At 69.0% G+C, this 12,252-nt stretch carries 16 protein-coding genes, 1 tRNA gene and 1 pseudogene; 3 read left to right on the top strand and 15 right to left on the bottom strand.

Translation table 11 applies throughout. The features are described 5' to 3' along the window. Positions 1-165: 165 nt before the first annotated feature. From ABZY12_RS32645 to ABZY12_RS32625, 5 genes are all read right to left on the bottom strand, one after another. Positions 166-239 (bottom strand) — tRNA-Met (locus ABZY12_RS32645). Between the two features lie 56 nt (positions 240-295). Further along, positions 296-496, bottom strand: a complete 201-nt coding sequence (locus ABZY12_RS32640) for a cold-shock protein (RefSeq protein WP_356896779.1) — start codon at positions 494-496, stop codon at positions 296-298. Between the two features lie 157 nt (positions 497-653). Beyond that, a complete protein-coding gene (locus ABZY12_RS32635; protein WP_356896777.1) occupies positions 654-935 on the bottom strand; it encodes an HU family DNA-binding protein in 282 nt (93 codons plus the stop codon). A 160-nt stretch (positions 936-1,095) separates the two neighbouring features. Continuing rightward, the gene (locus ABZY12_RS32630; RefSeq protein ID WP_356896775.1) at positions 1,096-2,451 is read right to left on the bottom strand and encodes a hypothetical protein; all 1,356 of its coding nucleotides are present in this window, start codon (positions 2,449-2,451) and stop codon (positions 1,096-1,098) included. Further along, positions 2,448-2,591, bottom strand: a complete 144-nt coding sequence (locus ABZY12_RS32625; protein ID WP_356896773.1) for a hypothetical protein — start codon at positions 2,589-2,591, stop codon at positions 2,448-2,450. The genes ABZY12_RS32630 and ABZY12_RS32625 overlap by 4 nt, the downstream gene beginning before the upstream one ends. Before the next feature lie 641 nt (positions 2,592-3,232). Here ABZY12_RS32625 and ABZY12_RS32620 point away from each other — a divergent pair. After that, on the top strand, positions 3,233-3,613 hold the full coding sequence (locus ABZY12_RS32620) for a hypothetical protein (RefSeq protein ID WP_356896771.1): 381 nt from the start codon (positions 3,233-3,235) through the stop codon (positions 3,611-3,613). A gap of 422 nt (positions 3,614-4,035) precedes the next feature. On the opposite strand, the gene ABZY12_RS32615 is transcribed toward ABZY12_RS32620, so the two are convergent. After that, entirely contained in the window at positions 4,036-4,230 is a 195-nt protein-coding gene (locus tag ABZY12_RS32615) for a hypothetical protein (RefSeq protein ID WP_356896769.1), read from the bottom strand. Here ABZY12_RS32615 and ABZY12_RS32610 point away from each other — a divergent pair. Next, positions 4,225-4,863 carry a hypothetical protein gene (locus ABZY12_RS32610; protein ID WP_356896767.1) on the top strand — a complete coding sequence of 213 codons (639 nt, stop codon included), beginning with the start codon at positions 4,225-4,227 and terminating at the stop codon, positions 4,861-4,863. The genes ABZY12_RS32615 and ABZY12_RS32610 overlap by 6 nt on opposite strands. Positions 4,864-4,893: 30 nt before the next feature. On the opposite strand, the gene ABZY12_RS32605 is transcribed toward ABZY12_RS32610, so the two are convergent. From ABZY12_RS32605 to ABZY12_RS32595, 3 genes are all read right to left on the bottom strand, one after another. Beyond that, the gene (locus ABZY12_RS32605) at positions 4,894-5,766 is read right to left on the bottom strand and encodes a hypothetical protein (protein WP_356896765.1); all 873 of its coding nucleotides are present in this window, start codon (positions 5,764-5,766) and stop codon (positions 4,894-4,896) included. Between the two features lie 581 nt (positions 5,767-6,347). Then, positions 6,348-6,575, bottom strand: a complete 228-nt coding sequence (locus ABZY12_RS32600) for a hypothetical protein (RefSeq protein ID WP_356896763.1) — start codon at positions 6,573-6,575, stop codon at positions 6,348-6,350. A gap of 524 nt (positions 6,576-7,099) precedes the next feature. Beyond that, entirely contained in the window at positions 7,100-7,252 is a 153-nt protein-coding gene (locus ABZY12_RS32595) for a hypothetical protein (RefSeq protein WP_356896761.1), read from the bottom strand. 728 nt (positions 7,253-7,980) lie between these two features. On the opposite strand from ABZY12_RS32595, the gene ABZY12_RS32590 reads away from it, so the two are divergent. After that, positions 7,981-8,169 (top strand): hypothetical protein, encoded by a 189-nt coding sequence (locus ABZY12_RS32590; RefSeq protein WP_356896759.1) that lies wholly within the window; start codon positions 7,981-7,983, stop codon positions 8,167-8,169. Positions 8,170-8,400: 231 nt separating this feature from the next. On the opposite strand, the gene ABZY12_RS32585 is transcribed toward ABZY12_RS32590, so the two are convergent. From ABZY12_RS32585 to ABZY12_RS32560, 6 genes and pseudogenes are all read right to left on the bottom strand, one after another. Beyond that, positions 8,401-8,673: a hypothetical protein gene (locus ABZY12_RS32585; RefSeq protein WP_356896757.1), complete on the bottom strand. Its 273-nt coding sequence runs from the start codon at positions 8,671-8,673 to the stop codon at positions 8,401-8,403. Between the two features lie 252 nt (positions 8,674-8,925). Then, positions 8,926-9,084: pseudogene (locus tag ABZY12_RS32580) on the bottom strand (transposase); the annotation flags it as partial. A 153-nt stretch (positions 9,085-9,237) separates the two neighbouring features. Continuing rightward, on the bottom strand, positions 9,238-10,296 hold the full coding sequence (locus ABZY12_RS32575; RefSeq protein ID WP_356896755.1) for a pentapeptide repeat-containing protein: 1,059 nt from the start codon (positions 10,294-10,296) through the stop codon (positions 9,238-9,240). A 139-nt stretch (positions 10,297-10,435) separates the two neighbouring features. Next, positions 10,436-11,041, bottom strand: coding sequence for a transposase family protein (locus tag ABZY12_RS32570; RefSeq protein WP_356896753.1), 606 nt, complete (start codon positions 11,039-11,041; stop codon positions 10,436-10,438). A 72-nt stretch (positions 11,042-11,113) separates the two neighbouring features. Next, on the bottom strand, positions 11,114-11,569 hold the full coding sequence (locus ABZY12_RS32565; protein WP_356896751.1) for a hypothetical protein: 456 nt from the start codon (positions 11,567-11,569) through the stop codon (positions 11,114-11,116). A gap of 97 nt (positions 11,570-11,666) precedes the next feature. Continuing rightward, a complete protein-coding gene (locus tag ABZY12_RS32560) occupies positions 11,667-12,164 on the bottom strand; it encodes a hypothetical protein (protein ID WP_356896749.1) in 498 nt (165 codons plus the stop codon). Positions 12,165-12,252 lie beyond the last annotated feature (88 nt).

Genomic DNA, 12,252 nt, shown 5'->3' with positions numbered 1-12,252 from the left:
TTCACCGAGTACCACGCCGTGCTGTTCGAGAACATGGCCGAGAACGAACTCGCAGGCGGTTACACCACAGCCTCCCTGCCGGAACTCGCCGGCCATGTGCTCCTGCTCAGCTCACGGCGGTGGTATGCGACAGGGGCCCGGCATCAGCCGGGCCCCTGTCTTTCGTAGCGGGGACAGGATTTGAACCTGCGACCTCTGGGTTATGAGCCCAGCGAGCTACCGAGCTGCTCCACCCCGCGTCGGTAACACCACCCTACACAGTGGCCCTCACGAGCGGGTAAGCATCTTCTGCAGGTCAGCCGCGGACGATGTTCTCGGCCTGCGGACCCTTCTGGCCCTGAGTCACGTCGAAGGTGACCGTCTCGCCCTCCACCAGCTCCTTGTAGCCGCTGCCGGTGATGGCGGAGTATTGGGCGAAGACGTCCGGGCCGCCGTCCTGGGCGATGAACCCGAAGCCCTTCTCGGCGTTGAACCACTTCACGGTGCCGCTGGACATGCTGCGTATTCCTTCGATCGTGCCGGGAGTCTCCCGGACGGAGTGAAAAGGAGAGCTTCCCTCAGGGGAGGCTCCCGGCGTCCGTTCTACCCCGGACACGCCCCGATTATTCGATCTTCCGCCCTGGACAGGGGGTCGGTGGACGGTCGGTCCGGGGTTAGTTGCCCTTGGCGGCTTCCTTGAGCTTCGAGCCCGCGGAGACCTTCACGCTGTAGCCGGCCGGGATGGTCATCGGCTCGCCCGTGGCGGGGATGCGGCCTTCGCGAGCGGCACGGTGGGTGTGCTCGAAGGTGAGGAAGCCGGGGATGGTGACCTTCTCGTCGCCCTTGGCGACGACCTCGCCGACGGTCTCGGCGAGAACGGCCAGCACGGCCTCGGCGTCCTTGCGGGTCACCTCGGCACGGTCGGCCAGCGCGGCCACCAGCTCACTGCGGTTCATGGGTGTAGCACTCCGTATCTGTGGTCGTTCCGGCCGCCTTATCGCGCACGGGACAGGTCATCAATACCCTGCCATCGGCCTTCGACATTGGCCGACGACACCGGCAGCGTGTGTGTGTGTGCCTGATGCTGCTTTCGAGTAGGGCTGCCTCCTGCACGGGCTACCGCCTGCGGCGGCGGTCTTCCGTGAGGAGGCGCTTGAGCTTGCGACGCACGCGCTCCCCCATGGACGTCGGCTGCCCGGCCTTGAGCGCCGCCTGCTTCCAGGTGAGTCCGGCTTCCCGGCACTGGGCGACCTTCCGCTCCTCGGGCTTGAGCTTGGCCAAGGCGCGGTCGACTTCTTCGTTGTGCACCAGCAGTTCGTCCTCGAAGGCACTGCGCACGGCGCGCAGGAGGTCGGGGTGGTCCAGCAGGATGAGACGCTGTCCCTGGGTGGTGTGCTCCCACAGTTCGGTGTCGGCGGTGGTCGCGGCGCGGACAGCGGCGCGCAGGCGGCTCTCGAGTGCGTCGTTGCCGTACACCTGGTCGTCCCAGCCCTCCTCCAGCAGCCCCTGTGCGACGCGCTCGGGCCGACGGTCGGGGGCGAGGAAGCAGGCGAGGTCCTTCACGAGGCGGTCGTCGGGGCCGTGGTGGATGCTTGCGTGGCGGGCCTGGAGTGCGGCGGTGAACAGCGAGCGGGGCGCGTAGCCGTGCCAGCCCCATGCGGAGGGCGTCCGGGGCGTGGCTCTGAGGTGGTCGTGGAGCATGACGATGGCGGCGAAGTCGTCCAGGCGGGCGGGCTTGAGCTGAAGGACGAGGGCGAGCAGCGCGCCGTAGGAAGCCCGCGCGCGCTGGGCAGGGCCGTCGGAGCCGATCAGCAGGATGACGGGGCCGATCCTGCCCGCCTCGATGCGCCGAGGCGCGTCCTCGACGGCGGGCTCGGAGCCCGGTCTCATCAGGTGCGCGGGAAGGCGGTCGACCGCTTCGGCGGTGCGCCACGTCCAGCGGGCCCAGGACTTGGTGCGCCAGGCGGGCAGCGGGCCGGTGGCCGTACGGCAGTGGTCGTGGACCAGGCGGCCGAAGGGGTCGCGGCCGCAGCCGGCGCTGTCGGCACTCCCCCACGGGCACACGGCGAGGACGCGGGGCGGGCGGCGCCGGGCGAAGAGGCTCTCGGCGACGTCGGTGAGCGCGCGGAGCATGTCCCCTCCCCCGTCGGCAGGGAGCATGAGGTCGCCCAGGACGGGCCCCAGGCCGAAGGGGAAGAGCTGCTGGGCGCGCAGGCGGGCCTGCCGCGTAAGCCCGGCCGCGCGGAGGACCGTGGCCGTGTGCCGCTCGTAGCCAGCCTGCCTGCAGGCGATGGCCAGCTGAACGGTGTCGGGGCGCGGGGCGTTGTCGAGCCAGCGCCGCGGGTCGGGGCCTCGATACCGAGGCGGGCAACAGGTGGAACAGACGCGGCCCAGGCCGACCGCCGGGGCGGGCACCCATCTGCCGTCGTCGAACGGCTGGGGCATCGGGGCGGGGAGGGTGGGGGTGTTCACGGGCGCTCCAGCAGGTGGTCGGCGAGCAGCACGGCCGCGACCGCGCCGCCGAACGCCTCGGCCGGGGACGCGCCGACGCCGTGCAGGCACCACCCCGCCAACGCTCCCACTACCAGCACCACCAGGGCGTACACGTTCACCAGTCGGATCCCTTCACCGGGGCGGGAGCGGGCCCTTTGCCCCTCCCTCACCCTTCCGGGACGGCCAGCACCCACACCGGCAAAGAATCTTTCCGCACAATTCTCCGCAGGCCTCCGCTCAGGCGGCGGCCGGGACGGCGGGCGGGCGGAAGTCGCCGGAGACGGCCTGGCCGCAGCTGCGGCCCACGGGCGGAGGTCCTGGGGCGCGCGGGGGCCGTTGAAGAAGGCGGGCCCGGGCGGAAATAGGGTCTGTCTCCCGCGTACAGGGACACGCCTGCGGTTCGTGATTCCGAGCCTTGGCACGAAGCGCAGGTCCTCGCCCTGCGCGAAAGCGGAACGCCTCAGGCTCCTGGTGGATACCGCCGCAGAACACAAGGAGCCCTCATGCTTCTGCCTTCACGCCTCGTAGCCGTAGCCGGCGGCCATCCTGATGGCGGAAGGACCTCGCCTGCCCGGATGGCACCAACTGGGCGTGGGGCAAGGTCACTTCCGGGTCTAGTGCGGGCAGGACAGGCTGGGTCGCCTACACGTACCTGAGCAACCTAGCTGTCTTGGCCGCCTGGCACACTGGCGCCGCGGCCGGTGAGGCCGCACCTCGTACCCGGGCGGGTGACCGCCCGAATTCACTCCAGGGAGCAGCATTGAGTGCCGATGTCATGTCCTCGCCGCCGGCATTCACGCAGGTGCAGTTGACCGGACCGGCCGACGAGGTGGCCCGTCTGATGGAGAAGCTCAGCAGCGTGTCCGAGGTCGTCTTCGGGCCTGTGCTGCAGCCCGGCCGGGGCGGGGACGTCTCGTGCACCGCCCAGCTGGTCACCCACCCCTCCCCCAGGCTCGAGGGGCAGACCGTCTCGGTCACGGTGCAGGCGGTGCTGGAGGTCGAAGCCGGGGAACTGGCCGATCCGGCGGCCGACGAACACCTGGAGGCGTCGGTGACCGCGGCTGTCGCGGCGCTGCCGGGTGTCCGGAAGGCGAGCAGCCGCTATGTCTCGGCGGTGGGGCTGCCCGCTGCACAGGAGTAGCAGGCCATGGCAGGGGCCGAGGCGCGGCTCGACGAGGCCGGGCTCGCTCTGTGGCTGACCGACTGGAAGGTCGACCTCAGCTGGTCATGGACGCCGCGGAGGGTGATGGCGCTGGTCGGCGGGCAGCCGGCGGGCCGGATCGACTTTCTCGTCCATCCCGACGGGCTGGCCGTCTCGGTGTGGGGGATGGAGGTGGAGCCGGAGTTCCAGCGCCGGAACCTCGCCTTGGTGATGATGGACGCCCTGTACGCGGCGCACCCGACGGCGTGGATCGACCACGGCGGCCGCGAGCCGGACGGGGTGCGGTGGTGGGACCGGTACACCGATCCCGCGCCAGAGCGGAACATTCACAACCAGCCCCCGGCCGAGTGGGCGCGCTACTTCGACGCCCTCCAGGTGGCGGCGCAGCGGGTCAAGAACGCCTACCAGAACAGGCTCTTCGGCTCGACGGGCACGGTGCGGCCGAGTACCGGTACGGGGAGCGGCTGGAGCAGGAGGCGCTGGAGTGGGCGCCTGCCTTCCGGGAGGCCGGGGCGCAGGGTCCCGACCCGGCGGCGCAGGAGCTGCACGGCGGGCTTCGGCTGGTACTTCCGCCGCGTCTGCACAGAGTGGTGCACGACGGGCAGCGCGACGGCGCTGAGCGGGCCGAGATCCTGCCAGACCACATCGGTCACGGCAGGCTTCCGTACGACGCGGGCTGGAACACCACGCAGCACGCGGCGTTCGAGGACATGGCACACGAGCAGATCTTCGACCCGGCTCCCGCGGACGAGGTCACCCATCTCGCGTTCCGAGTGCAGCTTGCGGCCGGGCAGGACGTTCCCCCGCACGATGTGAGAGCGACCTGGGTGACATTCCTCAACTCGCCGGGCATCGAGGTGGATCTGTCGGGCATGGCCTGGCGGTCGCCCCGGACGCCGTGGGTCACGCACGAGGCCGGCTTTACCCCTCCCATCGACGCTGCAATCGAGCCCGAGAACTGGCGTAACGCCGTCCCGCAGTACACCGCTCGCTTCGACGAGATCGGCGCGCTGCGGCCCGGACAACGCCCCCGCCGCAGCGACACAGAGCACCCGTTCGCCGGGCGTGAGGCGGACATCGCCGCCATGGCTTCGAAGCTCATGGAAGCCAGTCACCGGCGCGGCACACAACCCCCGCTGCCGCCACCCCCAACCATGCGCGAAGTGTTCGCGGCCCTGCCCGTGCACCAGCAGGACCCTTCACAACAACAGGGCCCGCGCCTGCGGTGAACCCACGGCCGGACCACACGCCGCCGGGCGTCAGCTCAGCTCGACGCTCAGGCGGTGCAGCAGGGCTGCCGTCATGGCGTTGAGGGCCACGGCGTCCGCCCGGGTCCAGGCGGCCGAGGCGATGGCGCCGTCGTTGTGCTGGGGACCGCTGGCCTGATTGAACGCCGCCTGAATCACGTCGGCGTAGCCGTCGGCCTGACTGGCGATCCGGTCCAGGAGGATCCCGTACCGGTCGCCTTGGTCCTGGTCGTCCCGCTTCCGGGTCACGCCGCTGGGCCACACGCCCAGGGCCCGCATCGCGCCCAGCGCGAGGCGGGTCTCACGGATGGCGTCCGGATACTCGCCTGCCGAGATCTGCCGGTCGGCCGCGCGCAGGTGCTCGGCGGCCTGCCGGATCGGGCCGGCTGCCATCGGCAACGGGACGGTGACCGTGAACGAAGCGGATACACCAACCGTCTCCAGTTGCCGCTCCCACGCGCTCGCGGCCACCCGCCGGGTCTCCTGCACATGGGCGAAGGGGTGTGCCCGGCTCTGCGGCAGGGTCCCGTCCAAGTCCAGCGTCACGGCAAGGTCGGAGCCGGAACGGTGCTCCTCCAGAGCGAGAAGCTGTGTCGAGGTGACCGGGACAACCAGGTCCACGGACATGGTCGTGGCCCTGGTGCGCAGCGGCACGTGGGCCGGCAGGAACGAGCCGATCCAGCCGATCCCTTCGGCCGCGCGGAGTTCGCCCGCGATCGTGGCGTGGTTGACGCCGTCGGCGACGTTGAGCGGTTCGACCTCTATGCGCACGGCCAGGCGGTGGCAGCCCAGGCCGGGAAGGAGCCCGACCGCCACAGGACCGTGCTGCTCCGGGGCCCGCAGCCGGAGCAGTGTGCCGTCCTCGAACTTCATGTCCGCAACCATGCGGCCGCCTCCCTGGATTCCGAGGGCGATTGTCCGCTGCCACCGGGCGGGCGCGCACCGGAATTCGGTCAACCGGCGGGGATGTTGACGAGGGGTTCCGGCTGCGGACCGGTCGCAGCGGCCCTGTGGGCGGTGGCTTCCCGAGAGTGCGATGCGTGAGGTGGGCGGTCCCGCGCGGCGTGCGAATGGAGCGCGGACCGCCAGGCCTGCCGTCCTGTCTGGGCGGGCAAGGCAGAACGTATGGGGCCGGGAAGGAGCGCGCATGCTGGAGGAAGCAGCTGGGTGACGGAGGCCGGCCGCGCTCGGCTGGCGGGACTACAGGCCTGGGGCTTTGCGGCCGGGCTCGGGCGGACCGCATCCGAACATTCCCGTAATCCCGCTCGCAGGTGAACCATGCTGCATACGCTGGGTCCTGCCGTCCCGGTGGTCACCCCCGTGCCACCGGGACGATGTCGTGTTCAGCGGTCGCGGATCCGATGGATGCCCGGGACCATGTCGGGGTCGGTCGCTCGCGCTGGTGCTCGGGCCACAGGGTGGAGTCGTCCCAGCACGGGGCGGCCAGGCCCCGGCAGCGAGGACAGTCACAGCGGGTCCGCTTCACCCGTGGCCCGCCAGTGTCCGGGGCGCGGTGGCGCGGTGGATGGCCAAGCGCCGGTCGTGTCACCGGCGGACGCCGGGAAGCGATGCCACAGCGCCACCACTTGAACAGGGGTGCGGGCCCGCCGGATCCGCAGCCGCATGAAGGCTGGCAGGTCTCCCTCGATGCGCATGGCCTTGATGTCTGCGGCCTCGAAGTTCTCCAGGCGCACTCCCCCATCCCCTCAGTCCGCCGGTCCGTTGCCTGAACGGAGCCAGTTTTGGTAAGGCGGGCGGGAGGCGGCGGCGAGCGGTGCAGAACGTTCCCCCCTGAGAGAGGCGGCGCGCGGATTCCTGGTCGGCCGGGCCGCCAGGCGGGCCGGCCGGCCGCGGCGCTCCGCTGCCCCTTCCAGTCCGCGGGGCTTCAGCGTCGCGGCCCCGGGGTAGAACGAGGAGGACCGGTAGGAGAGTTGCGATGGCGCGCCAACCGAAGACGAGAAGGACGACCTCGACGGGATGCCGGTGAGGCGGCCCGCGCCGTGTGAGGACACGATGTGCGCGGCCTGGGGCTGGTGGGACCAGCCGGAGGGCCGGACCCCTACCCGCGCAGCGTGGAGGCGGACCAGAGCGGCGTCTGCACCAACTGGCTCGACATCCCGCGCCCTTCCGCTGCCCGAGCGGGCGGCTGCGGTGTCCGGTGCCAACGAACCTTGAGTGTGTGCCATCGAAGTCTGAGCAGAGACGAACGGCAGGCGGGTCAGCGCCACCTCATCAAGAGATGCAGCAGTGTCACCACACCAACACCCACCATGAGGGCGGCGCCGAACGACGGGTGCTCGAAGGCGATGTACACGGTGCCGCAGCCAACGAGCATGAGCAGTACCGTCCGCTGATCTATCTGCCCGTTCATCGATGGGCCCTCCCTGTGTCTACGCCGCCATTGCTGTCACAGGGAAACAACGACTGGAAGCTGGACAGAATACCCAACCGGTTAGGGCTTTTCTGATCTTGTGGTATAAGCCCGCGCTCGCCGAGGTCGATGCTGCCGACGGGCACCGCCCATCCAGCTCTGACCAGTGCGGTCAAACGTCGATGACGCAAGCTCGCGTCGGTCAAGGTTCGATGGCACGCACTCAAGTTCGGTGTCACTGGACATGCGGGGCCGAACTCAGGCGGGGTGACGCTCCGGTGACGCGGGTGACGGGCGGGTGACGCACCAGGTGACGCACTCATTTCGCGGGGCGAGCTGGCTGACCTGCGGTTTCATCTCTATCTGCGTGGCGAGGGTGACGGGGTGACGCACTATCCGCCTTTCTCTCTACACCTATTCCCCTCCCCTACTTCCTCATAGAGAGAAAGGGGGAAAGTGCGTCACCCTCGTCATCGTGCGGCAGCGAGGGCCAGTAAATTCGCAGGTCAACGTGCGGTTTCTGGCACGGGAGAGTGCGTCACCGAGTGCGTCATCGGTGCGTCACTGTCCTCTGACAGACGGTCTTGACCGATTGACAAGGGAACTTGACTGCTTGATCGGTCCCATCGCCGCTGTCGATCCCCACTGCCTCGAACAACCCGGGCAGCAGGAGGCTTGACGCCGACCGTGTGGCGCAGTGCCATGAATACGGATGGAGGGGGTGCGGGGTGACCGACGAGGACAGCGACGCTGAGGGCCGGGGCGACGATCGTCCGAGGGGCTCTGGTCCTTCAGGATTCGAGGACCATTTCTGGCTGGTGGTGCTCGCGCTGATCGTGGTGGTTCTCTTCCTAGTGGGTCTCATGGGGGCGGACACCGGGCCCGCGCACCAGGACGGGTATACCGGCTGGCGTTGAACGGGTGAGCGCGCAGTACGGCCACACCGCCTGTACTTGGCTTCCGTTTCCGTCCGGCCAACTTCACCTGGCAAAGGGTCGAGATCGCATGTCAGAGGACAGTCACCACGGTGCCGGGTGCGTCACCGTGGTCTGGCGGTGCTCGGGAGTGTGGAGACAGATGGAAGCGCCGAAGCCCCCTCAGGCTGCCTGGGCGGGCACTGCGGGGGCTTCGTAGTGAGGCGCAGAGGGTCAGTCGGCGATGAGTCCGGTGGCGATACGGACGGGGCGGCCGGTCTTGGTGCGCTGTAGTTTGCGCACGTCCACTCCCTTGCGGCGCAGTGCGGGGGCAGCCCGCAGGAGCCGGCTGGAGAGGACGGCGGGCGTCTTGGGCCAGTCCTCTGGTTTCGGCGGAGGCTGCAGAAGGGTCATGAGCTGGTCGGCAGGGCCTTCCCAGCTCCAGCCAGGCCCGTTAGAGCGGGCCAGGTGCAGGACTGCGGTGGCCAGTTCATCGCCGTCGATCACGTCGTCGATGAGGGCGTCCTGCGCGCCGGTGTAGGTGCGCAGGGTGTGTTCCAGCCGGTGATCTGGTCGAGTGCCCAGAGCATTTCGGCGAAGTCAGCCATCCGGGGACGCTCGACCAGCTTCTCGTCGGCTTCGGGCATCTTCTGCCACACCAGGGCTGCCAGATCGAGGAGGCCGCCGAGGATCTGGGGGTGGGCGGCGTTGTAGGTGTCCCAGAGTTTCCGCTCGGTCCGCCGGTCTCGTCCGGTGATGGGCTGCGGCTATGCCGACGAAGGCGAGGAATTGTTCGGCCTTGCGTTCGTAGCGGCAGTGGAACCTCCCGCAGCCGGCCAGCCAGGACACGGTTCTCTCGACCACCCAGCGATGCCGGCCCAGCCGTTGCGAGGATTCGACGCCTTTGCGGGCGGCGCGGACCGGCCGAAGGCGAGGGCGCTGACCTCTGGCGAGGGTATCGCCGTTGCGAGGCGCGCCAGAAGGCCATACGGGCTGGCGAGAAGGGTTCTGTCGCACGGGTGGGTGAACGCGGGGTGGCTCGCGCGCACCGCAAATTCCGGCCCCCTGCCACTATCGCTTTGATGCCGGTAGCCCGCGCACGCCGTCGAGCTTCGCCCCCTCCAACGCCACCCCAGTGAGGTGCGCGTCAGTGAGATTCGCTTTCGTAAGGTCTGCCCCGGTCAGATCCGCGTCGGTCAAGTCCGCGCCCGTGAGGTCGGCGCCGCTCAGGTCCGCATTCTCCAAGGATGAACCAGTGAGTCTCGCCTGAGCCAGGGTCGCGTTAGTCAGGATGGCCTCGTCCAGGACCACACCAGTCAGATCCGGGCACAAGGAGTCCGTTTGCCCCGTCTCGGGGTCCACCAAGGTCTCCCCGCTACACAGATTCGCGTCGGTCAAGATCGCTTTGGGCAAGTACGCGCCACGCAGGTTGGCATGTGACAAGGTCGCCTCAGTGAGGTTCGCTCCGTCCAGAGACGCCTTGCGCAGGTCTGCAGAGGACAGGTCCGCGTTGCGAAGGTCCGCTCCTGTGAACAACACTTCGCGGAGGTTGATGTCGCCGTCGGTGTACATGGCCTTGAGCCCGCGTAGATCGGTGCGGCTGAGATCGACTACCGTCCCCCTGTCGCGGCCGGGCGGCCGGCGGGCCAAGACGTTCACCACCGCCTGGATATCAGTCAACGGCAACTGCTCCGTCGACGTCGCCTTGGTGCCGCTTGCCGGAAGGCTGGCGTGCTCACGTGCGTAGGCAGACAGAACCGAGACGACCGTGGGGTGGTCTCGGAAGGAGTCCTGCATGATGCGCTCCAGGGCGTAGATTCCCCCCAGGCGCACGTCCAGGGAGGCTGATCCCAAATTATTGATCGCGGCGGTGAACCGGTTCGTGATCTGCCCCTCCTCGCTGATCCGTAGCTCCTTGCTGGCCTGACCCACCTGCATCCAGGTGAAGAGCAACGCGGCCAGCGCAGCCAGCCCCGGCAGGCTGACCGCCGCCAATCCAACCCACTGCAGTCGGTTGTCGCCCCTGGGGCCATCCACTGCGGCACGCCGGTTCCGTTGCCGTCGGCGTCGTCCCGCGGCACGCCGTTCGGCGACCCGGCGGAGCCGGTCAACGCCAAGATTCCTGGTCACCTTTTCAATGGCACGACACAGGGGCGAAGCAGTTGAGGTGCCGCGCCGCCAGGGCACACGATCGGGCGTACAGGGGCGTTGACTGGCGGCCTCGCGTAATTTGGGAGTCGCGTTTTCGCCAGTCGGTGAGGGCTCGTGGTCACCGTGAGTGGTCGCCTGGGGCATGGTGCCGCCAGGTTCCGCCAGCCTCGGCGGCGCGCAGGTGGGCCAGGATGTGGTCGTGGCGGGCGGCGGTGTTGTCGTGGGTGCGGCCGGGCCGGGCGACGGATATCCAGATCAGGCGCCCGTTCTCGTCGGTCAGGGCGAGGAAGTGCAGGCCATGGCTGCGGTGCTTGCCGGAGTAGTTCCGCCGGTCGGCCTTGCCGGTGCGGCGTCTGGTGCGAATGAGGGTGCCGTCGACCAGGACCACCTCCCCACCCTGCCTGGCGACCTTCTTCAGGGCGCGGTCCAGGCGCGGCGCCTGGGCAGCGAGCAGCCCGATCAGCTCGTCGCGCCAGCGGCGGACGGTGGACTCGGACACATTGTTTCCGCCGGCCATGTCGGCCAGGCGCTGGTCGTGACGCAGCACGGCTAGGACGATCACCGCGATCTTCCCAGGCGGCAGGATGCGCCACCTGGAGCGAATCGCCTTCAGATGACACCGCAGCAGATCGGCGAGGTGGCTGACGGTGCGCGTGGACAGCGGCAGACGGCACTGATAGACAAGCGGGCAGGTGTCCTCGGCGTGCTCTTCGGTATTCGTCACACAATTCCAACGGCCGCCGGAGGCACCCTGGTTACGCCCGTTCCTAGCCGCTCCGAGTGGCGGTATTCCTGGTCACAGGCGGGTGGTGAACCGGCCGTCGGGCAGTTTCCGCAGCCAGCCGCGATCGACGAGCTTCACCAGCTTGCTGCGTAGCGGTTCCAGCTTGGCCTTCACGCTGATGTCCACCCCTACTACCTCGCCGACCTCACGGGCCATGACCGGTCCGGTGGCCTGCCGCACGGCGGCGATGATGCGCTGGTAGTCCCACGGCAGCGCGTCCTCCTCCACGCCCGGCTCGCGGTGCGGGATCAGCATCACCGCCCGTCCGGCCACTTGCCCCGGCATCGGTCGGGCTGAGGAACGTTCCTCGGCGAGCTGCGCGGTCATCCGTTCAAGGACGCGTTCGGCGACGGCGAGTTCGTCCCGCTCGGCCCGCACTTCCGCCAGCTGTTTGACCAGCTGCTCTTCGAGTTCGTCCAGTTCCGCGCGCCGCGCGGTGATCCGTTCCAGCAGCTCGGGATCCAGCATGCACCGGATCGTAGAAGGCTGCCGGACTACGGCGAGCAAGAACCGGACAGTTCAGCTACCTGCTTCTGCCGACGACCGCTTGCGCAGGGTTCGATCGCTACGAATGTCGGTTCTGGTCGGGCCGACCATGCGCCAGACGCTGAGCTTCGGCCGTGACCTCGGCATCGAGCTGGGCCAACGTCCTGTCCCCGTACTCGACGATGTCGTATTCGTCATCGAGCTCAGCAAGGCGCTCGGCCAGGGGTAGCTGGTGGCCGAACCGCTGGTGGATGCGCATAGCAAGCTCTCGCGGCGTCAGCCGGCCCGCCAGCATCTGGTGCGCGAGCGCCCGCACAGCAGCTTCCTGCCCGGCCTCGCTGTCGCGCGGGTAGAACACAAGGTTCAGCTCATCGAGTGCGACGGGAAGCAGGTCGGGAACGTCGTACTCCGCCTCGGCACGCGTGTATCCGGCCAGAATGCGCAGTGCCGGGCTGTCTAGTCCGGCAACGAGTGCCGTGCAGGCAGCCTCGACGACATCGTGAGCATGGGCCTCGCCGATACTCCAGAGAACAGCGAGGTCTTGCAGGTCATCGGTTGCGGCTTCGATCGGCGACACCCACACATGATCCCCTGCAGGAGATGATCACGTCTACCGGCTTTCGGCTCAGGCGCCGACCGTGCTGACGGACGATCTACGGCTCAGA

Origin of the sequence: Streptomyces sp. NPDC006551 (assembly GCF_040611675.1) — a bacterium.
Lineage (GTDB): Bacteria > Actinomycetota > Actinomycetes > Streptomycetales > Streptomycetaceae > Streptomyces.
The sequence above is the reverse complement of the archived record's forward strand: the minus strand, read 5'-3'. Positions and strand labels throughout refer to the sequence as shown.

Coding starts and splice junctions, on each gene's coding strand:
- ABZY12_RS32640 (WP_356896779.1), bottom strand. CDS start 496: ATGTCCAGCGGCACCGTGAAGTGGTTCAACGCCGAGAAGGGCTTCGGG.
- ABZY12_RS32635 (WP_356896777.1), bottom strand. CDS start 935: ATGAACCGCAGTGAGCTGGTGGCCGCGCTGGCCGACCGTGCCGAGGTG.
- ABZY12_RS32605 (WP_356896765.1), bottom strand. CDS start 5,766: ATGGTTGCGGACATGAAGTTCGAGGACGGCACACTGCTCCGGCTGCGG.
- ABZY12_RS32595 (WP_356896761.1), bottom strand. CDS start 7,252: ATGAACGGGCAGATAGATCAGCGGACGGTACTGCTCATGCTCGTTGGC.
- ABZY12_RS32565 (WP_356896751.1), bottom strand. CDS start 11,569: ATGCTGGATCCCGAGCTGCTGGAACGGATCACCGCGCGGCGCGCGGAA.